General features: G+C 66.8%; 16 protein-coding genes, 1 tRNA gene and 1 pseudogene. 7 read left to right on the top strand and 11 right to left on the bottom strand.

The window, feature by feature from the left end; all coding sequences use genetic code 11:
* Positions 1-137 precede the first annotated feature (137 nt).
* Complete coding sequence (gene glf / locus E4L96_RS11175) at positions 138-1,274, top strand: UDP-galactopyranose mutase (RefSeq protein ID WP_135207298.1); 1,137 nt, start codon at positions 138-140, stop codon at positions 1,272-1,274.
* Positions 1,275-1,369: 95 nt separating this feature from the next.
* On the opposite strand, the gene E4L96_RS11170 is transcribed toward glf, so the two are convergent.
* Complete coding sequence (locus tag E4L96_RS11170; protein ID WP_135207297.1) at positions 1,370-3,265, bottom strand: CocE/NonD family hydrolase; 1,896 nt, start codon at positions 3,263-3,265, stop codon at positions 1,370-1,372.
* A gap of 157 nt (positions 3,266-3,422) precedes the next feature.
* On the opposite strand from E4L96_RS11170, the gene E4L96_RS11165 reads away from it, so the two are divergent.
* The 4 genes from E4L96_RS11165 to E4L96_RS11150 all read left to right on the top strand — a co-directional run bounded on the left by E4L96_RS11165 (position 3,423) and on the right by E4L96_RS11150 (position 6,388).
* Positions 3,423-3,701 (top strand): DUF2277 domain-containing protein, encoded by a 279-nt coding sequence (locus tag E4L96_RS11165; RefSeq protein ID WP_135207296.1) that lies wholly within the window; start codon positions 3,423-3,425, stop codon positions 3,699-3,701.
* A 164-nt stretch (positions 3,702-3,865) separates the two neighbouring features.
* On the top strand, positions 3,866-5,269 hold the full coding sequence (locus tag E4L96_RS11160; RefSeq protein WP_135207295.1) for a S41 family peptidase: 1,404 nt from the start codon (positions 3,866-3,868) through the stop codon (positions 5,267-5,269).
* A 185-nt stretch (positions 5,270-5,454) separates the two neighbouring features.
* Positions 5,455-5,907 carry a hypothetical protein gene (locus tag E4L96_RS11155; protein WP_135207294.1) on the top strand — a complete coding sequence of 151 codons (453 nt, stop codon included), beginning with the start codon at positions 5,455-5,457 and terminating at the stop codon, positions 5,905-5,907.
* 79 nt (positions 5,908-5,986) lie between these two features.
* A complete protein-coding gene (locus E4L96_RS11150) occupies positions 5,987-6,388 on the top strand; it encodes a VOC family protein (RefSeq protein ID WP_135207293.1) in 402 nt (133 codons plus the stop codon).
* 69 nt (positions 6,389-6,457) lie between these two features.
* On the opposite strand, the gene E4L96_RS23675 is transcribed toward E4L96_RS11150, so the two are convergent.
* Positions 6,458-6,826, bottom strand: a complete 369-nt coding sequence (locus E4L96_RS23675; RefSeq protein ID WP_167758666.1) for a response regulator — start codon at positions 6,824-6,826, stop codon at positions 6,458-6,460.
* 287 nt (positions 6,827-7,113) lie between these two features.
* Here E4L96_RS23675 and E4L96_RS11140 point away from each other — a divergent pair, with 287 nt between their 5' ends.
* Both E4L96_RS11140 and E4L96_RS11135 read left to right on the top strand, forming a co-directional pair.
* Positions 7,114-7,803, top strand: a complete 690-nt coding sequence (locus E4L96_RS11140; RefSeq protein WP_167758665.1) for a helix-turn-helix transcriptional regulator — start codon at positions 7,114-7,116, stop codon at positions 7,801-7,803.
* 81 nt (positions 7,804-7,884) lie between these two features.
* A complete protein-coding gene (locus E4L96_RS11135) occupies positions 7,885-8,745 on the top strand; it encodes an NmrA family NAD(P)-binding protein (RefSeq protein ID WP_135207290.1) in 861 nt (286 codons plus the stop codon).
* Positions 8,746-8,927: 182 nt separating this feature from the next.
* On the opposite strand, the gene E4L96_RS11130 is transcribed toward E4L96_RS11135, so the two are convergent.
* From E4L96_RS11130 to E4L96_RS11090, 9 genes and pseudogenes are all read right to left on the bottom strand, one after another.
* Positions 8,928-9,542 (bottom strand): hypothetical protein, encoded by a 615-nt coding sequence (locus E4L96_RS11130; RefSeq protein WP_135207289.1) that lies wholly within the window; start codon positions 9,540-9,542, stop codon positions 8,928-8,930.
* Positions 9,543-9,567: 25 nt separating this feature from the next.
* A pseudogene (locus E4L96_RS11125) lies at positions 9,568-9,870 on the bottom strand (SDR family NAD(P)-dependent oxidoreductase); the annotation flags it as partial.
* Between the two features lie 21 nt (positions 9,871-9,891).
* Complete coding sequence (locus tag E4L96_RS11120; protein ID WP_220433421.1) at positions 9,892-11,100, bottom strand: MFS transporter; 1,209 nt, start codon at positions 11,098-11,100, stop codon at positions 9,892-9,894.
* Positions 11,101-11,487: 387 nt separating this feature from the next.
* Positions 11,488-12,069, bottom strand: a complete 582-nt coding sequence (locus tag E4L96_RS11115) for a PEP-CTERM sorting domain-containing protein (RefSeq protein ID WP_167758663.1) — start codon at positions 12,067-12,069, stop codon at positions 11,488-11,490.
* Between the two features lie 446 nt (positions 12,070-12,515).
* A tRNA-Ser gene (locus E4L96_RS11110) sits at positions 12,516-12,608 on the bottom strand.
* 113 nt (positions 12,609-12,721) lie between these two features.
* The gene (locus tag E4L96_RS11105; RefSeq protein WP_135207286.1) at positions 12,722-13,969 is read right to left on the bottom strand and encodes an aspartate kinase; all 1,248 of its coding nucleotides are present in this window, start codon (positions 13,967-13,969) and stop codon (positions 12,722-12,724) included.
* Positions 13,970-14,104: 135 nt separating this feature from the next.
* A complete protein-coding gene (gene tilS, locus E4L96_RS11100; protein ID WP_135207285.1) occupies positions 14,105-15,568 on the bottom strand; it encodes a tRNA lysidine(34) synthetase TilS in 1,464 nt (487 codons plus the stop codon).
* A 26-nt stretch (positions 15,569-15,594) separates the two neighbouring features.
* The gene (locus E4L96_RS11095) at positions 15,595-16,572 is read right to left on the bottom strand and encodes an acetyl-CoA carboxylase carboxyltransferase subunit alpha (RefSeq protein ID WP_135207284.1); all 978 of its coding nucleotides are present in this window, start codon (positions 16,570-16,572) and stop codon (positions 15,595-15,597) included.
* 161 nt (positions 16,573-16,733) lie between these two features.
* Positions 16,734-17,721 (bottom strand): EAL domain-containing response regulator (locus E4L96_RS11090; RefSeq protein WP_135207283.1); only part of this gene is annotated, 988 nt, incomplete at its 5' end.

Below are 17,721 nucleotides of genomic sequence, written 5' to 3'. Positions count from 1 at the left end.
CGCGGAATACACACTGCTCCGTGCGTGAGGTAACAGAAGGGAAGCCGGGTTCGCGATACCCTTGACCGGCTTATCTTCCTATTCACATAAGCGCGCCGGCCGTTGCGGTTGAGCGCGCCACACCGGGGTGATCAACAATGTACGACTATCTGATCGTAGGCGCAGGGATGTTCGGGGCGACGTTTGCACGGCTGGCGAAAGACGCCGGCAAGCGCTGCCTGGTGATCGACAAGCGGCCACATATCGCCGGCAACTGTTTTACGGACTCCGTGGAGGGCATCAATGTCCACGTCTACGGGCCGCACATTTTCCATTGCAACGACCAGCGCATCTGGCAATTCCTCAACCGCTTCACCGTCTTCAACAATTTCCGCAACGCGCCGGTCGCGATGCACGGCGGCAAGGCGTATTCGCTGCCGTTCAACATGTACACCTTCAACCAGATGTGGGGCGTGACCTCGCCGTCCGAAGCGATGGCCAAGATCGAATCGCAGAAGCTGGTGCTCGACCGCCCACCCGAGAACCTGGAGGAACAGGCGCTCACGCTGGTCGGCCGCGACATCTACGAAAAACTGATCCGCGACTACACGAAAAAGCAGTGGCAGAAGGATCCGAAGGACCTGCCCGCGTCCATCATCAAGCGCCTGCCGGTGCGCTTCACCTGGGACAACAACTACTTCAACGACAGCTACCAGGGCATCCCGGAAGCGGGCTACTCCAAGATGTTCGAGGCCATGCTGGAGGGCACCGAGGTCAAGCTGAACGTGGACTATTTTGCCGACCGCGCGGCCTGCAACGCCAAGGCCAAGCGCGTGATCTTCACCGGCAAGATCGACGAGTTCTTCGACTACCGCTTCGGCGAACTGGAGTACCGCACGCTGGAATTCCAGACCGAGATCATGCCGATCGAGAACTACCAGGGCAATGCCGTCATCAACTACACCGAGGCGGACGTGCCGTGGACCCGCATCATCGAGCACAAGCACTTCGAGCCGGGCAACAAGTCGAAGAGCACGATCGTGACGCGCGAGATTCCGGCGGCCTGGTCCAAGGACAAGATTCCCTACTACCCGATCGGCGACGCGCGCAACATGAAGATCTACGAGCAGTACAGCGAGCTGGCCGAGCATGAGCAGGGCGTGCTGTTCGGGGGGCGCCTGTCCGAGTACAAGTACTACGACATGCACCAGGTGATCGGTTCGGCGATGGCGCTGGCCAAGCGCGAGTTCGCCGCCGCACAGAGCGGGACGAGCAAGGTCTCGACCCTGGTGTAAAGGCGCAAGAAAAAAGCCCCTCGCTCAGGAGGGGCCCGTTGTGACGCAGGCCGCAGCGCGCGCACCAGCGCCGCTGCGGCCTTTTGCATTGTCAATCAGCGCAGCACCGGCAGCTCGATGTAGCTCTGCGCATCGCCCGCGTGGTGGATGGTATTCACCGCGGTCACGCCCGTCTTCTCGCTCTCGTTGGGGCCGCCTGTATTCAGGTTGCGCACGAATTTCGGGAAGTTGGAGGAGGTCACTTCCACCCGGATGCGGTGGCCCACGCCGAACTGGATCGCCGTGGTGATCGGCGTCGGGTGGATGGTGTAGACCTGGCCCGGGCTCATCATCTCCGGCTTGTCGTAGCCGTTGCGGTAGCGCGCGCGGAAGATGGTGTCGCCCACGATCCAGGCGGTGCCGTCCGGCGCCACGTCCACCAGCTTGACCGCGAAGTCGGTGTCCTTGGCACTGGACGAGACCTTCAGCACCGCGTCCACGTAGCCGGCCACGTCCACCGCCTTGGTCAGCGGCTCGCTGGTGTAGACCAGCACGTCGCCGCGCGCCTCGATCGGGCGCTGGTCGAAGGCGCCCGGGATCACCACGCCGCCGTTGCAGCAGTCGCCGCCGCCAATGGTCTGGACCGGGTTCATCGGGTCGTAGGTGTAGCGGTCCGCCGCTTCGGTCGCAGCCGGAACCTCGGCCACCAGGCGGCCGTCGCCGTACAGGCTGTTGGCCTTGCCGCCGGAGCGCAGGTACAGGCGCAGCGGCTTGGCGTTCTCGGGCGGCCACTGCGCGGCGGTCTGCCACTTGTTGGCGCCCATCATGTAGTAGCGCACGTGCGGCGTGCTGGTGGCGAAGGCCTTGGTGTCGCCCTTGAGCCAGCGGTCGAACCAGCCATAGACGGCGCCGTCGACATCGAAGCTGGTGTCGCCCAGGTCGCGCTCGCCGACCACGGTGTTGGGGCCGAGGCGCGCGTACTGGCAGTGCGGCACCGGGGCCACCACGGCGTACTGGTGGGCGCTGGCTTCCTTGTCGGTGTTGGCGGCGCGCGCCACGTTGAACGCTTCCAGGTTCGGGCCGATGGACACGTCGTACCAGCTGTTGAACCACAGCGCCGGGACGCCCCAGCCCATGTCCTCGTGGTACAGGCCGCCCTGACGCCAGCCCGGGTCGGCGGGCGTGCGGCCGATGAACTGCTCGAAGGTGGCGGGCGGTTCGCCCAGCGAAGTCAGCATCTCGTTGACCGGCAGGTGGCGGATCTGCTTGTTCCAGTCGACCTTGGGCTTGCTGGCGTCCAGGTCGTTGTAGGCTTCGATGCGGGCACGCATCTTCTCGTCGGTCAGCGAGGTCGGCAGCTCGGCGCGCAGCGGGTTCTCCACGCCGTACAGCCAGACGAAGAACAGGTTGCGCGGCACGCCGCCGGTGTACCAGTTGCCCTGCTCCTGGAAGCGGCCGACCTTGCCGATTCCGGCACCGGCCGACATCGGCACCATGGCCGCGTGCGCCGGATGGTTCAGGCCGGCCAGCGCCAGCTGCCACTCGGCCGAGGACGAGCAGCCCAGGGTGCCGACCTTGCCGTTCGACCAGGGCTGCTGGGCGATCCAGCTCAGGGTGTCGTAGCCGTCGGTCTGCGGCTTGCCGAGGATCTCCCATTTCCCTTGCGAGAAGTAGCGGCCGCGCTCGTTCTGTACGATGAAGATGTAGCCGCGCTTGACGGACTCCAGCACGTAGCGCTGGGTGCCGCCGCGCAGCTTGTGCTCGTTGTACGGCGTCTTCCACAGGATGGTGGGCAGCTTGGCGGTGGCGTTCTTCGGCAAGTAGATGTCGGTCGACAGGGCCACGCCGTCCCGCATCGGGATCATCACGCCGAGGCGGGAAGTGGCGGTTTTCGCCAGTTCGCTTTCGAGCGCGGCGGGGCTGTACTTGGCGTAGTCCTGGAAGGCGTAGGCCGGGCTGGCACAGGACACGATGAGGGCGGCTGCGACGAGCCGGGCGAGGGTCTGGTTCAAGGGCACTCCTGCTATCGGATGGACATGGGTGTGGTCGCGCGGGCCCGGGTGCAAGCCCGGGGGAAGTGTAGCAGAGCCTGCTGTATGGACTGGACGCCTTTTGTTCGCGCGGCGGCGCTGCTACGATGGCGGGACCAACCTTTTTCTGGGGACCAGCATGTGCCGCAATATCCGGACACTCTTCAATTTTGCGCCGCCCGCGACGGATGACGAGGTCCGGGCGGCGGCGCTGCAGTTCGTGCGCAAGCTGAGCGGGTATAACGCGCCGTCCAAGGCCAACGAGGCGGCCTTCGAGCACGCCGTCGAGCAGGTGACGGCGGCGGCGCGCGAGCTGATCGACAGCCTGGTGACCACCGCCTCACCGCGCGACCGCGCCATCGAGGCCCAGCGCGCCAAGGTCCGCAACGCCACCCGCTTCGCGCCGCGCAAGGCCTGATCCCCCCGGCCTGCCTGGTCCGCCGGGCCCGCCCCGCCCGGACCAGCGCAGCCCCCGCGAAGCCGGTTTCATTCCCGATTGAACGGGATTCGTCGGAACGGCCAGCGCCGCCTGGCCGCCGTGCGTACATTGCCCCTGCCAACACTTCAACAAGGGGAATAACAATGTGTGCCACCCGTTTCACCCGCCCGGCGGCCAGCCTCGCCGTCGCCTTCGCCGCTATGCTCTGCATGAGCGCTCCGGCCAGCGCCAGCACTGACGCCGCAGGCGCCGCCGGCAGCACCGCGACCACGGCCGATCTCAAGACCCGCCAGCTGCAGGACTTGGAGGCCGCCCGCACCGGCTACGTCCTCGCCACCAGGGCCTACTCCGAACCCGTCCGCGCCCGCGCCCTCGCCGCCCTCGACGCCGCCAAGGCCCGCGCCGGCAGCATGAGCGACGCCGAATTCACACTGGCCCTGGCCCGCGTCGCGGCCATGGCCGACAACGCCCACGACGCCCTGCACCTGAACGGCAAGCTGAACGGTCCGCGCCTGCCGCTGCGCGTGGTCTGGATCGGCGACGAACTGGTGGTCGCCCTGAGCGCCCCCCAGCTGCCGGAACTGGCCGGGGCCCGCATCCTGTCGCTGTGCGGCAAGCCGGTGGCGGACCTGCCCGCCCTCGCGCGCACCGTGATCGGCGGTCCGGACCAGTACGTGCGCAGCCGCTCGACCTGGCTGTGGGAATCGCCCGCCCTGCTGGCTGCGTTGGGCCTGCCGGTCGACCAGGGCCGCGTGCGCGCCAGCTTCCGCCTGCGCGATGGCCAGGTAGTGGAGCGCACGCTCGACCCGATCGACAGCATCCAGGTGCCCACGGCCTCCACCGGCGAACTGCTCCGCGGCGCCCACAGCGCCGCCGCCTCCGGCACCGTCTGGCACAGCGCCCTGCTCGGCGCCCCGGTCCCGATGGCCTTCCAGGAACCGGACAAGCGCTTCCGCAGCGTCTACATCCAGGCCTACGACACACTGTACGTGCAGTTCCGCGGCAACTGGGACAACGACAATGGCCGCGAGCTCGGCAAGTTCGCGGGCGACACCGCCGCGCTGGCCGTCAAGACGCATCCACGCTTCATCATCATCGACCAGCGCTACAACGGCGGCGGCAACACCAACCTGACCCAGGAGCTGATGAAGTTCCTCGGCACCGCCGCGCGCGACCGGGTTTACATCTTCACCAGCGAGTACACCTTTTCGGCGGGGATCGCCTCCACCGCCATCGCCCGCCAGGCGGCCGGCGGCAAAGCCAAGATCGTCGGCGCGCCGGTCGGCGACCGCCTGCGCTGGTGGTCCGAGAATCCGCAGCGCTGCCTGCCCAACTCCGGCCACTGCCTGTCGCCCTCGTACGGCCTGTGGGACTTGCAGAAGGGCTGCGCCAAGGAAGACAGCTGCTTCGGCGACCAGTATGGCGTCAAGGTCAGCACCCTGGACCCGGACATTCCGGCCCCGCTGACCGCCGCCGACTGGCTGGCCGGCTACGACGCCGCCCTGATGGCCGCCGCTGCCGACGCCCTGCCCGGCGGCCCGCGCTGAGTCTCCTGTCGACCGGCCCGCGCCAGGGCCGCACGGCGCGCAGCTCGGCCGGGCCTGCATTTCCGGCCGGGTCTGCGTTGTAATGACCGGCGCGACCGCTGGCCTGCGATACACCAAATGGGGAATGGACAGATGCTCACCCGCCTGCTGGAATCTCGGTCAAGCTCTTCGCCGATCATTGCTTCATGCGCATCCGCCTGCTCGCCGTCACTCTGCTCTGCCTCGCCTCCGGCACCGCCTCAGCCACCGCCGAGCCGTCGACGCTCAAGCAGCGCTCACTCGGCATCCGCGCCGAGGAGGCCCAGCGCCGGACCGCCGAAGCCGCAGTCCACCAGAAGGAACAGGCCGACCGCAACCACCTCGCCGCCCTGCGCACGCAGATCCGGATCGGGGTCAAGGCCTGCGGCCAGGACGATATCCGGGTCGGCGGCGTGCTGCCCGACGGCAGCGAGGATGCCGGCCATATCCGCGTGAACTTCACCGTCTACTGCCCGGGCAACATCGGGGTGCGGGGCGCCGACAACGATTTCCAGGGCGACGGCTATTCCTGCGTCGGCTCGGACATGGTGCAGGTGAGAATCCCGTGCGAGGCCAAGCAGGCGCGCGTGGTGCTGGACAGCGTGAGCCGGCCGAAGTAAAAATATTTTGGCCGGGCCTGTCGAATTGGCGCTGCGCGGTACGTCGTACCCTTGCCAACCACATGAAAGGGGCCACGCCATGAACAAGCAAATCTTCGTCAACCTCGCCGTCAAGGACCTGGAGAAGTCGAAAGCGTTCTACAGCGCGCTGGGCTACAGCTTCAACCCGCAGTTCACCAACGAGCAAGGGGCCTGCATGATCGTGGCCGAGGACAGCATCTTTGTGATGCTGCTGGCCAGAGAGTTCATGCAGACCTTCACCGACAAGGCGCTGGGCGACCCGCGCGAGGTCACCACCACGCTGATCACCCTGAGCTGCGACAGCGAGGAGAAAGTCAACAGCCTGGTCGCCAAAGCCGTCGCCCACGGCGGCAAGATGCCCCGCCCGCCCGAGGACTACGGGTTCATGTACACCCACGGCTTCGAGGACATTGACGGCCACGGCTGGGGCCTGGGCTACATGCGCGGCGCCCCGGCCTGACGCCGCCGCCCACCGCTGACTTTGACACTGACGGTGCCGTCCTGTCCCAACGGACGGTCCGAGCGCGGCTTATTGCATCAGCGAGCGCAGGGTCTGCACCAGCTCGACCGGCTCAACCGGGGAAGTGAGGTAGCCGTCCGCGCCATTTTCGAGGCCGCTTTCGACATCGCTTTGCGTGATGTAGGCGGCGGAGGTGTGCACTACCTTGATGTGGCTGGTCGCCGGGTCGTCCTTGATCCGGCGGCACAGTTCGCGGCCGTCGAGGTCCGGCAGTTTCACGTCGAGCAGAACCAGCCGGGGAGGATCCTCGGCAATGCACTCCATCGCCTCGGCCGCCGTGGCCGCTTCCGCCACCCTGAAGCCGGCGTTGCGCAGCAGCCGGGTCTTCGCATAGCGGCCCGCTTCATTATCGTCGACGTTCAAGACTGAATTTGGCATACGCCCTCCAGCAGCCATTCTAGCACCCCGGATGCCACATTTATAAGAGCGGTGGCATCTGTCGTGCCTGGGCCTGGGAACGTGGCCGTCCGTCGCGGCATCCGATGGCGTACACCACCCTCGTGGCCTGACCACGCGCCACCGGCACCACGAACATCGACAGCGGCATGCGGATAGGTCGCGCGCGACCACGCTGCCGATGCCGTGCGCGGTCCTGCCAGCAAACCTACGATCCAGTGCCCCTGTACCGTCGGGCATCTCCGCGTTTCTCGTGTCATCATTCACGGATGACCCGTAGCGAACGTCTCCTTGCCATTCTCGACTACCTGCGCGGCCGCACGCAGCCGGTGACCGCAGCCCAGCTGGCGGAGCATTTCCAGGTCAGCGAACGCTCGATCTACCGGGACGTCTCCTCCCTCAACCGGCGCGGCGCACGCATCGACGGCAGTGCCGGCGTGGGTTATGTGTTCCGGGAAGGCTACTTCCTGCCGCCACTCGCGTTCACGGCCGAGGAAGCGGCGGCCATCCTGCTGGGCCTGCGCTTTGTGCTGCGGCGCGGCGATGCCCAGCTAGCCGAGGCGGCCCGGCTGGCACGGGCCAAGATCGCCGCCACGGCGCCGGCCACCTTCGGCCCGGGAACCGAGCGGGCGGTGCCACTGCTGGTTGCGCCCCGGCGCCCAAAGCTGTCCGACGCACGGCTGCAGGCCCTGCGCCAGGCCATCGCGTCCGAGCGCGTCGTCGCGCTGTCATACGAGGACGCGGACGGCCGGCTCACCGAACGGCAGATCTGGCCGGTGGCCATCGGCTGGTGCGAAGAGGTCGAAATCGTCGGTGCCTGGTGCGCGCTGCGCGGCGCATTCCGCACCTTCCGGCTGGACCGCGTGCGCGGGCTGGACGTGCTGGACCAGCCCTTCCCTCAGCCCCGCCAGGCACTGCTGGCCGCCTACCTCAAGCACGAACCCGGCATCCAGCTGTGACGGCTGCTTCGCTGCTGACGGAAACTGACAGGAGCACTCGGCTAGCATGGACTCTCAGTCAAGCGAACAAGGAGAACGGACATGTTTGTGATCATGGGAGCGAGCGGCCATGTGGGCGCGGAAGTGATGCGGGCGCTGGTGCAAGCGGAACAGCACGTCATCGCGGTGACGCACGACCCGGCACATGCGCGCGCTTGGGAAGGCACGGGCGTGCAGACCGCCATCGCGGACCTCGAGCAGCCTGAGTCGTTGCGCCAGGTGTTTCGGCGCGGCCGCCGCGCCTTCCTGCTTAATCCACCCGCCGCGGTGGACGGCGACACCGATGCGCGCGAGCGCCACACCGCCGCCTGCATCGTGGAGGCGGTGCGGGACGCGGGGCTGGAAAAGGTGGTCATCGAATCCACCGGCGGCGCACGGCCCGGCGAGCGGCTGGGCGACCTGAACGTGCTGTGGGAACTGGAAGAAGGTGTCCGCCGCCTGGGCGTACCGGCCGCCATCAACCGCGCTGGCTTCTACATGAGCAACTGGGACGCCCAACTTCCTGCTATCCGCGAGACCGGCAAGCTGGTCTCGCTGTTCCCGCGCGGCCTGAAGCTGCCCATGGCCGCGCCCCGCGACCTCGGCGCGGCCGCGGCCAAGCGGCTGCTGTCCCCGGTGACGGATACTGGCATCCGCTACGTTGAAGGCCCCGAACGCTACAGCGCGGACGACGTAGCCGCCGCCTTCGCGGCAGCACTGCAGCGCGACGTCCAGGTGGAGGTGGTGCCCCGGGACGGCTGGGTCGCCTCCTTCCGCAGCCTCGGCTTCTCCGAGCCCGCAGCCCAGTCCTATGCCCGCATGACCGGAACGGTGATGGATGACCTGGATCTGCCCGGCGACCCGTTGCGCGGCACGGTCCCGCTGCAGGACTACATCCGCAGCCTGGTCACCCGGGCGCCTTGAGGCGGCGACGGCGCACTCGCTTTCCTCATCCGCACCGAAGTCAGCGTGGTTTCGGATTGCGCCGCCGCGGTGGCCGCCGCAGGCAGGAGGCGCTGCATAGTGTGGATTTCCGCGCGGCGAGGCCGTGGACGAGTCGAGCCAGACCGGTTCTGTGCGCTGGCCGCTTGCCGGCGGGATTGGCACTAGCGGCCCGCTGTTTCGGCTGGCCATGCCTCGAGCGCCAGCAGGGCGCGGCGCGTGGAGTTTGCGCGCGTCTCGTCGCCGAGCCGGATGCGGATGGCGAGAGCCCTGTCGAAGTCGGCGCGCGCGCCAGCGAGGTCGCCCGTCTCGGCGCGCAGGCGGCCGCGGTGGTGGTAGGCGTAATGCGTCAGCTCCGCGTCCTGAAGCGCGGCTGCCAGTCGCAGAGTCTCGTCGAATTGATGCGCCGCGTCCGTCGATGCGTCCAGATATTGGTTCGCTGTTGCCAGATAGAGCATGGACCAGCCTTCCGCATCCCGTGCTCCCGCGGCCCTGGCTTCGCGCAAGGTCTGCTCCAGCAGCGCCCTCGCCTCCTGCTCGCGGCGGGCCGAGACCAGCAAGCCGCCCAGCTCGGCGATGGCCCGTAGCGCGTCGTGTGGCTTTCCTTGAGCGCGCAGTTGCGCGGCTTCGGTGCGAACCTCTTGAATGTCGCGCTCGAAGGCCACCGGATCGGTTGGCGTGTATCGCTGGAACGATGTCCCCCGCCCAGGCTCGGGCAGCGCACAGCCGCTTGCCGCGAGGGCGGCAGCCAGCATGAGGGTTACGAGGACTTTGCTCATTCGTCTCACCAAGGCAGTTCACCATTCACGTCGTGGAAGCTTTCGGGGGACCGTCGGCTGCGAGCACGCTCAGTTTCACGATCATCGTGGCCGCTTGCGGCACTGGCCTGGTGCCACGGTGGCCGTTGGAATCGGTATCGGCGACGCCCGGACACGCCGCGTTCAGCTTGATACCTGCATCTTCCAGTTCCTTCGCAAATTCTACCGTGACGGCATTGAGGGCGGCCTTCGACGACTGGTTTTGCAGGCTGTTGATACCGTAGAACATGTCATCGGGGTCAAGTGCCAGCGTCAGCGATCCCACACTGCTCGATACATTCACGATCCGCGCCTGCTGGTGGCGGCACTGTCAGCGCAATTTCCGAACCCGCCAAGTGGCCGCGAGCACCACCACCCCGGCCCCGACGGCATAAGGGGCACTGGCCGACAGCCCGTAGAGCCAAGCCGCGAGCAATGGTCCGGTGGTACGGGCGATGGCCTGCTGGGCCTGATTCGCCCCCTGCACTTCCCCTTGCCGCTCGACGGGCGCGGCATTCGCAATGAGCGCACTGACGGAGGGTTGAAACAAGCCATCGCCGAACGTGACGATGGCAATCCCGGCGACCAGCACGGGCACAGCGGCATGCAGCGGTAGCAGCGCGATCAGCGCCAGGCCGAGTCCATTGATCACCAAGCCTGCAGTGGCCACCGGCTGTTCACCAAAGCGCCGCTGCAGGCGGGGCGCAGCGATCCCTTGGCTCACCACATCCATCACGCCGACGCAGGCCAGGATGAAGCCGATGCCAGCGGGCCCGAAGGCAAAGAGGTCCCTCAGGATTACCGTCAGATTGGCCTGCATGGCGGCGCCGGCGAAGGCGAAACAGAAGACGGCCGCGAACAGCGGGCGGATGCGGCGCTCGCGCAGCACATGAAGAAGCTGGGCAATGGCGTTGAAGTGATGCAAACGCCATGGCGCTCCTTTGGACCGTGGGCGGCTCTCCGGGAGGAGGAACCAGACCAGGCCACAATTCGCCAGGGCGAGGCCCGCCGCCCCGAACAGTGGCGCGGAGAGCGAGACCTGCCCCAAGGCACCGCCGACGACCGGCCCGGCCATGAACCCGAGCCCGCCGGCTGCACCCAGCGTGCCAAACACCCGGCCCCGTTCCGTCGGCGCGTGGGTGTCGGCAACATAGGCGTATAGCGCCGAGATGCTGCCTGCGGTGAGGCCTTCGATCACGCGGCCAACGACCAGGACGGCTATGCTGCCGCCAACGCCGAACAGGCCGAAGCCCAGGGCGGCTCCGCCGAGCGATAGCAAGATCACGGGACGGCGGCCGAAGCGGTCGCTCATGGCACCCAGGACTGGCGCAGCCAGGAATGCGCAGAGTGAGTACAGCGCGAGGATCAGCGACACCCACCACGCGACATCGGTAGGTGTGACATAGCGCGCCACCGAAAACGGCAGCACGGGGATGATGAGAGTGAAGCCCGCAAAATTGAGGAAGACCGAGATCGCGATGATCCAGGCCGGCCTGAACAGGCCCGGATGGGCTGGGGAGATGTGGGAAGGTGCGCTCATGAACTGCTCCGAGTGGCCTGTTCGACCGGAGCAGTTCATCGACATGACGACCACACGGACGAACAGGAGGCGCCCGCCGGGCGCCATTGTTCGTCGAGGGTTCGCATGCGAGACAACGCATGAAACAGAGCTTTCGTTTCCGAAAGGACTTGGGCCTACCTATAACCAAGTCTGCCTTTTCCGACTCGGGCATTGTAGCCGAGTCCACGTGGCCCAGCAATTCACGGGCGCACGCCGGTCTGGACCGCACCTTGGCGGCCAGCCAGACCCTGGCGGCCTCAAGAAAGTGCTGGGACCGCTGGTTCTGATCCTGCCCGGGCCCCGCGCACCGTTCCGGGCGGCGGCGGGGTGCAGTGACGAGGCCGTCAGGACGACGGCCTCCTCGCATCAGCGCGCGCGGCGGCGGCGGATCAAGCCGGCGGTCGCAGCGCCGAGAGCGAACAGGCCGAGGGAGGCCGGCTCAGGCAGCCGGTTCGCGTCGTCCGGCGTTTGCGGGTCCTCCACCACCTGTTTCAAGTGGTAGTTCAGAGCGAGGGTGGAGCTCACGAACTCGTAGTTCTGGCCGGCCGCGCCCACGGTCAGCTTCACGCCCAGGATGCCGTCGGCGCCCAGGTCTGCCAGCGAGGCGGCCAGGTCGACCAGGTAGTCGGTCTTGGATGCGCCGTTCGGGATGTTGGTGCCGCTGAAGACGTCGGTGTTGGCGCCGGCGCCCACGGTGAAGATATAGGTCTCATTGCCCTGGTTGGCGCGGTCGTACAGCTTGAGCGTGAGGCTCGCACTGTCGATCAGCCAGGTGCTGGCGTCGAAGCCCTGGCTGACGAAGCTGTGGCTATAGCTGTAGGGGTGGGTGAAATCGATGACCGTGTAGGGCGAGGACGGGCCGCTAACGGGATCGGTGATGAGGGTGGCGTGGGCGCCTGCGGCCATGCTCAGCAGTACCGCGCCGGCAGCCAGTTGGAAGCGTTTCATTGAACGGTTTCTCCGGAAATTTCGCACACATGTGCATGTTTCCCTGTATGCACAAAACATGCCACCAATAAATACATTCCAACATTCAATGACTTACGGAAACTTCACATGATCCAGTGTAAATATTCCCGACAGTCGCTCACCCGGCCTTTCCGGTTGCGGGCTTATCAGGGCGCGTTGGCCGGGCGGTTGTGCGCAGCAGGATTCCAGCTTGAGGGAGCCGCTCGGAATCGTTGCGCGCTCACTCCTCGCCCACCGGACAGCATGGGGATGCCTCTACCGGTCCGCTGAGTTTCCTTATCGCCTGCTGACGCGTGTGCCAAGCTGGCCACCTATCCAGACCCGCGAGGCCGACTTCCAGCCCGCCCGCGAGGCCCGCAGTGGCCCTGCTCCTCTCGGTCAAGACAAACAAAAAGCCGCCCGAAGGCGGCTTTTCGTTTTGTTCCTGGCGGAGACGGTGGGATTCGAACCCACGATACAGGTTTTGCCCGTATGCTTCCTTAGCAGGGAAGTGCCTTCGGCCACTCGGCCACGTCTCCAAGTTGAACGGGTCAACTTATCTTGCCGCTGCGCAGAGCACCGCAACAAGAGACCGCGATGATACGCAACGGATTCCGTTTGGTCAACGGTGCGCGCGTAAATTGGGGGAAATTTATTCCTTGTCCAGCTCGAAGGCCTTGTGCAGCGCGCGCACTGCCAGCTCCATGTATTTCTCGTCGATCAGCACCGAGATCTTGATCTCCGACGTCGAGATCATCAGGATATTGATGCCCTCGTCCGCCAGCGTCTGGAACATCTTGGAGGCCACGCCCACGTGCGAGCGCATGCCCACGCCCACCACCGAAATCTTGGACACCTTGGCGTCGCCGACGATGCTCGAGGCGCCGATCTCGCCCTTCACGCCTTCCAGCACGCCCATCGCTTTCTGGTACTCGCCGCGCGAGACGGTGAAGGTGAAGTCGGTCACGCCCTGCACCGACTGGTTCTGGATGATCATGTCCACTTCGATGTTGGCCTCCGCCACCGGGCCCAGGATGTGGTAGGCCACGCCCGGACGGTCCGGCACGCCCAGCACGGTGATTTTGGCTTCATCGCGCGTGAACGCGATCCCGGAGATGACAGCTTGTTCCATGTTGGTGTCTTCCTCAAACGAAATCAGGGTGCCCGAGTTGGCTTCTTCTTCGAGCGGCATGAGCGGGTCGGTCAGCGACGACAGCACGCGCGTCGGCACGCGGTAGTTGCCCGCGAATTCCACCGAGCGGATCTGCAGGACCTTGGAACCCAGCGAGGCCATTTCCAGCATCTCTTCGAAGGTGATCTTGGACATGCGGCGCGCGTCCTCGACCACGCGCGGGTCGGTGGTGTAGACGCCGTCGACGTCGGTGTAGATCAGGCATTCGTCCGCCTTCAGCGCGGCGGCGATCGCCACGGCCGAGGTGTCCGAGCCGCCGCGGCCCAGGGTCGCGATATTGTCCTCATCGTCCACGCCCTGGAAGCCGGTGACGATCACGATCTTGCCTTCGTCCAGGTCACCACGGATGCGGGTGTCGTCGATCGACTGGATACGCGCCTTGGTGAAGGACGAGTCGGTCTTGATGCCCACCTGCCAGCCAGCGTACGAGACGGCCGGCTTGCCCAGCGCCAGCAGCGCCATGGCCAGCAGGCCGACCGAGACCTGCTCGCCGGTGGAGGCGATCATGTCCAGTTCGCGCGGGTCCGGCTGGGCCATGATTTCCTTAGCCAGGCCGATCAGGCGGTTGGTCTCGCCGGACATGGCCGACGGCACGACCACCACTTGGTGCCCTGCGTCATACCACTTCGCGACGCGCTTGGCGACGTTCTTGATGCGTTCCGTCGAGCCCATCGACGTACCGCCGTATTTGTGGACAATTAAAGCCATAACTCTGAGTTTTCCGCGCTGGTGGTTTAGATATGGAGCCCTTAACTCTACATGTTGCGGTGCAAAACCACAAGTTCATGGGCTGGCCGCTTTCATACGAAATTGGCATAAGGTAATTACCAGATCGGGTGGTACTCAGCGGGCGGGTTGCCAGCGCAGGATGATGCCGGGGTGGGCGGTCAGGTGGTGGCAGTCCATGCCGATGCTGGCGGCGTAGAGCAGTCTGCTGCCGGCCTGGACCAGGGGGGCCCGTTCGCGTTCCCAGGTGGGCACGCCGAGCGCCTGGTAGTGCTGCTTCAGGCTGCGGGAGGGACGGTTGTGGGCAAGCTTGAGGCGTTCGCCGCCACTGCGGGCAGCGAGGGTGAGGCCGGCGGTGCGCAGCCAGGCGGGGTCGAGGCCCTGCTCCGCCGGGTCGAAATGCAAGGTGCCGCCAAAGGTCGGGAACGCCAGCGCGGATTCTCCCTGCCAGCGGAAGGCGACGCCTTGTTCGGGCAAGGCGGAGGTGCGTGCGACGAGGTGCAGCTGGCCGCGGTGGCGGCGCACCTCGCACTGGGGATGCGTGACTTTGAGCTGGGCATCGTCGACGGCGTCCAGGGCCTGGCTCCGCATTTCGTCGAGCCAGGCGGTCGACGGCATGGCGTAGCCGTGCAGGCGGAACCAATGGCGCAGGAGATTGTTCGCGCGCTCCACGCTGAGCGCGCGCACGCGGGAGCAGATGAGGCCAGGCGCGGCAGATGCAGCGTCGCGTGCAACCGATGCGGCTACTTCAGCGACTGAGTCGGCAGGTGCGACGCAGGCGGCGAGATCCTGAGCGGCCAAGTCGTCGAGCAGGTGCTGGGACGCGCGGGCGTGGGCGGCAGCGCGGGCGATGCGGTCCTGGTAGCCAGGGAACGCGGCGGCCAAGGCGGGCATCACCTGGTGGCGCAGGGCGTTGCGGGCGTAGCGGGTGTCGGCGTTGGACTCGTCCTCGACCCAGGCCAGCGCCTGCGCCTCGGCGTAAGCTTCGAGCTCGGCCCGGGAGGCGGCCAGCAGCGGGCGGGCGATCATGATGGCGTTGGTGTGCAGCAGCGTGGGCGCGAGATTGAACGCGTCCATGCCGGACAGGCCGGCGGGGCCGGAGCCCCGCAGCAGCTGCAGGAGGACGGTCTCGGCCTGGTCGTCCGCGTGGTGCGCGGTGAGCAGCAGCTGTACGCCATGCTCGACGCACAGCTCGCCAAGCGCAGCGTAGCGCGCCTTGCGGGCGGAGGCCTCGGTGCCGCTGCCATCTGCGGCCACGGACACGCGCCGGGCTGCGAACGTCACGCCTGGCCAGCCTGCGGCTGCGGAACCCGTCGCGCCAGCAGCGGCGGCCCGAGCAGCAGCCTCCTCATGCGCGGCGGCCGCTTCGCAATGGGTGAGCCAGGCGTCGGCGTTGGGGCTGAGGCCGTGGTGGACGTGGAAGGCGTACAGCGGTAGCGCACGCGCCGCGCAGTACCCGGCGGTCAGGCGCAGCAGGACTGCGGAATCGAGCCCGCCGCTGAACGCCACCGCGAGCGCCGTAAACGAATGACGCGCGCGGACCGAGTCGATCGCGCGCGCGAAGAGGTCAGCGAGGGCCATTGATCCGCCCTCGCCTAGCATGCCGCTCACTCTTCCGAGGGCAGCGTCTCTTTGAACTTACCGTAGCTCATCAGCTTCTGATGGCGCGCTTCCAGCAAGTCCTTGGTCTTGATGCCCTGGAACTGGCGCAGCGAATCGGCCAGCGCGCGCTTGAGCAGGCGGGCCATCTCCTTCGGATCACGGTGCGCGCCACCCAGCGGCTCGTTGACGATCTTGTCGATCAGGCCGATGGCCTTCAAGCGATGCGCGGTCAGGCCCAGCGCATCGGCCGCTTCCGAGGCCCGGTCCGCGGTCTTCCACAGGATCGACGCGCAGCCTTCCGGCGAGATCACCGAATAGGTCGAGTATTGCAGCATCAGCACGGTATCGGCCACGGCCAGCGCCAGTGCGCCGCCCGAACCGCCTTCGCCGATGATGGTGGTGATCAACGGCACCTTCATCTCGGCCATCGTGTACAGGTTGTGGCCGATCGCCTCCGACTGCCCGCGCTCTTCCGCGTCGATGCCCGGCCACGCGCCGGTGGTGTCGACAAAGCTGAACACCGGCAGGTTGAACTTCTCGGCCACCTTCATCAGGCGCATCGCCTTGCGGTAGCCTTCGGGTTTGGGCATGCCAAAGTTGCGCATCGCGCGTTCCTTGGTGTCGCGCCCCTTCTGGTGGCCGATCACCATGCACGCCTGGCCATTGAAGCGCGCCAGGCCGCCCACGATCGACTGGTCGTCGGCAAAGGTGCGGTCGCCATGCAGCTCGTGGAAATCCGTGAAGATCTCGTTCACATAGTCCATCGTGTACGGCCGCTGCGGATGGCGCGCGATCTGCGACACCTGCCACGGCGTCAGCTTGGCGTAGATGTCCTTGGTCAGCTGCTGGCTCTTCTTGGCCAGGCGGTCGATCTCTTCGGAGATGTCGACGGCCGAATCGTCCTGCACGAAACGCAGTTCTTCGATTTTCTGGTCGAGCTCGGCGATCGGCTGCTCGAAATTGAGGAAGGTTGTTTTGGTCATTGGTCCTCCGTATTTGACGCGGCCGCAACAGGTCATGCCCATCCGGCGGATTCTGGCGCTATTCTACCGGAATCTCACGCCGCCAAGCCAAAATCCCGTCCCTGCGGCAGCCACCGCGGTGGGCGGTTGGGCGGAGCCGCCCACCGCAGCGCCACGCGGAGTCAGCACCGGGCGGCCTGCCATTGTTCCAGCGTGGCGGCATCCATGGGCCGCGCGTACAGATAGCCCTGTCCCGTACGGCAGCCCAGGGCGCGCAGCAAGAGGCAGTCGTCCTCCGTTTCGATCCCCTCCGCCACGGTGTGCAACTGCAGCCGGGATCCGAGGTCAAGGATCGCTTCCAGCACCGGCCGCGCCTTGTGGGTGGTGCCGAGGCAGGCGACAAAGGAGCGGTCGATTTTCAGCTCCGTGAACGGCAACGCACACAGCTGGGCCAGCGAAGCGTAGCCGGTGCCGAAGTCGTCGATCGACATGCGGAAGCCGTGCAGGCGCAGGTGGGTGGCGGCGGCCTGCACCCGCTCCGGCTGGCGCGCCACGGCGGTCTCGGTCAGCTCCAGCGTAATGCAGTGCGGGTCCACCGCGTGGCCGCGCGCGATCTGCACCAGCTGTTCCGGCAGCGCGGCATCGTCCAGCGACCGGACCGAGAGATTGAGCGCCAGGTCGTAGGTCCCGCGCCAGCGCGACCGCCCCAGCACTCCTGCGAGGGCCTGGTCGAACAGCGCCAGGGTCATCCGGCCAAGCAGATCGTGACTTTCCAGCGCATCGATGAAATGGTCCGGCGCCAGCACGCCCAGCTCCGGGTGCCGCCAGCGGGCCAGGACTTCAAGGCCGGCCGGGCGGCGCGTGTCGAGATCGAACTTGGGCTGGTAGAACGGCACGAACTGGCCTGTATCCAGCGCCGCGGCCAACTCGGCGCGCGTCCACGCCCGGGCGGCCGCCGCATCCCGCGGCACCGCCCAGGCCTGGCCGAGCCGTGCCAGCAGCTCCCGCAGGCGGGCCAGATTGATCGGCTTTTCGATCCAGCCCAGCAAGGGCAAACCCTGGGCCCGCGCGGCCGCCGCGGCGGCATCCAGCAGGGCCGGTTCCATGGCGGACGCCAGCGCCAGCGCCGGCAGGCCCGCATCGCGCACGGCGGCCAGCAACTCCAGGCCG

It is taken from the genome of Zemynaea arenosa, from assembly GCF_004614185.1.
Classification (GTDB): Bacteria; Pseudomonadota; Gammaproteobacteria; order Burkholderiales; family Burkholderiaceae_D; genus Telluria; species Telluria arenosa.
Note: the sequence above shows the minus strand (reverse complement) of the source record. Positions and strands in the feature narration are given on the sequence as shown.

Bases quoted from the DNA above. Each gene is read 5' to 3' on its own strand.
- E4L96_RS11160 (WP_135207295.1), top strand. From the start codon at position 3,866: ATGTGTGCCACCCGTTTCACCCGCCCGGCGGCCAGCCTCGCCGTCGCC.
- E4L96_RS11115 (WP_167758663.1), bottom strand. From the start codon at position 12,069: ATGAAACGCTTCCAACTGGCTGCCGGCGCGGTACTGCTGAGCATGGCC.
- E4L96_RS11130 (WP_135207289.1), bottom strand. From the start codon at position 9,542: ATGAGCAAAGTCCTCGTAACCCTCATGCTGGCTGCCGCCCTCGCGGCA.
- E4L96_RS11165 (WP_135207296.1), top strand. From the start codon at position 3,423: ATGTGCCGCAATATCCGGACACTCTTCAATTTTGCGCCGCCCGCGACG.
- E4L96_RS11140 (WP_167758665.1), top strand. From the start codon at position 7,114: ATGACCCGTAGCGAACGTCTCCTTGCCATTCTCGACTACCTGCGCGGC.
- E4L96_RS11120 (WP_220433421.1), bottom strand. From the start codon at position 11,100: ATGAGCGCACCTTCCCACATCTCCCCAGCCCATCCGGGCCTGTTCAGG.
- E4L96_RS11135 (WP_135207290.1), top strand. From the start codon at position 7,885: ATGTTTGTGATCATGGGAGCGAGCGGCCATGTGGGCGCGGAAGTGATG.
- glf (WP_135207298.1), top strand. From the start codon at position 138: ATGTACGACTATCTGATCGTAGGCGCAGGGATGTTCGGGGCGACGTTT.
- E4L96_RS11095 (WP_135207284.1), bottom strand. From the start codon at position 16,572: ATGACCAAAACAACCTTCCTCAATTTCGAGCAGCCGATCGCCGAGCTC.
- tilS (WP_135207285.1), bottom strand. From the start codon at position 15,568: ATGGCCCTCGCTGACCTCTTCGCGCGCGCGATCGACTCGGTCCGCGCG.
- E4L96_RS23675 (WP_167758666.1), bottom strand. From the start codon at position 6,826: ATGCCAAATTCAGTCTTGAACGTCGACGATAATGAAGCGGGCCGCTAT.
- E4L96_RS11155 (WP_135207294.1), top strand. From the start codon at position 5,455: ATGCGCATCCGCCTGCTCGCCGTCACTCTGCTCTGCCTCGCCTCCGGC.
- E4L96_RS11150 (WP_135207293.1), top strand. From the start codon at position 5,987: ATGAACAAGCAAATCTTCGTCAACCTCGCCGTCAAGGACCTGGAGAAG.
- E4L96_RS11105 (WP_135207286.1), bottom strand. From the start codon at position 13,969: ATGGCTTTAATTGTCCACAAATACGGCGGTACGTCGATGGGCTCGACG.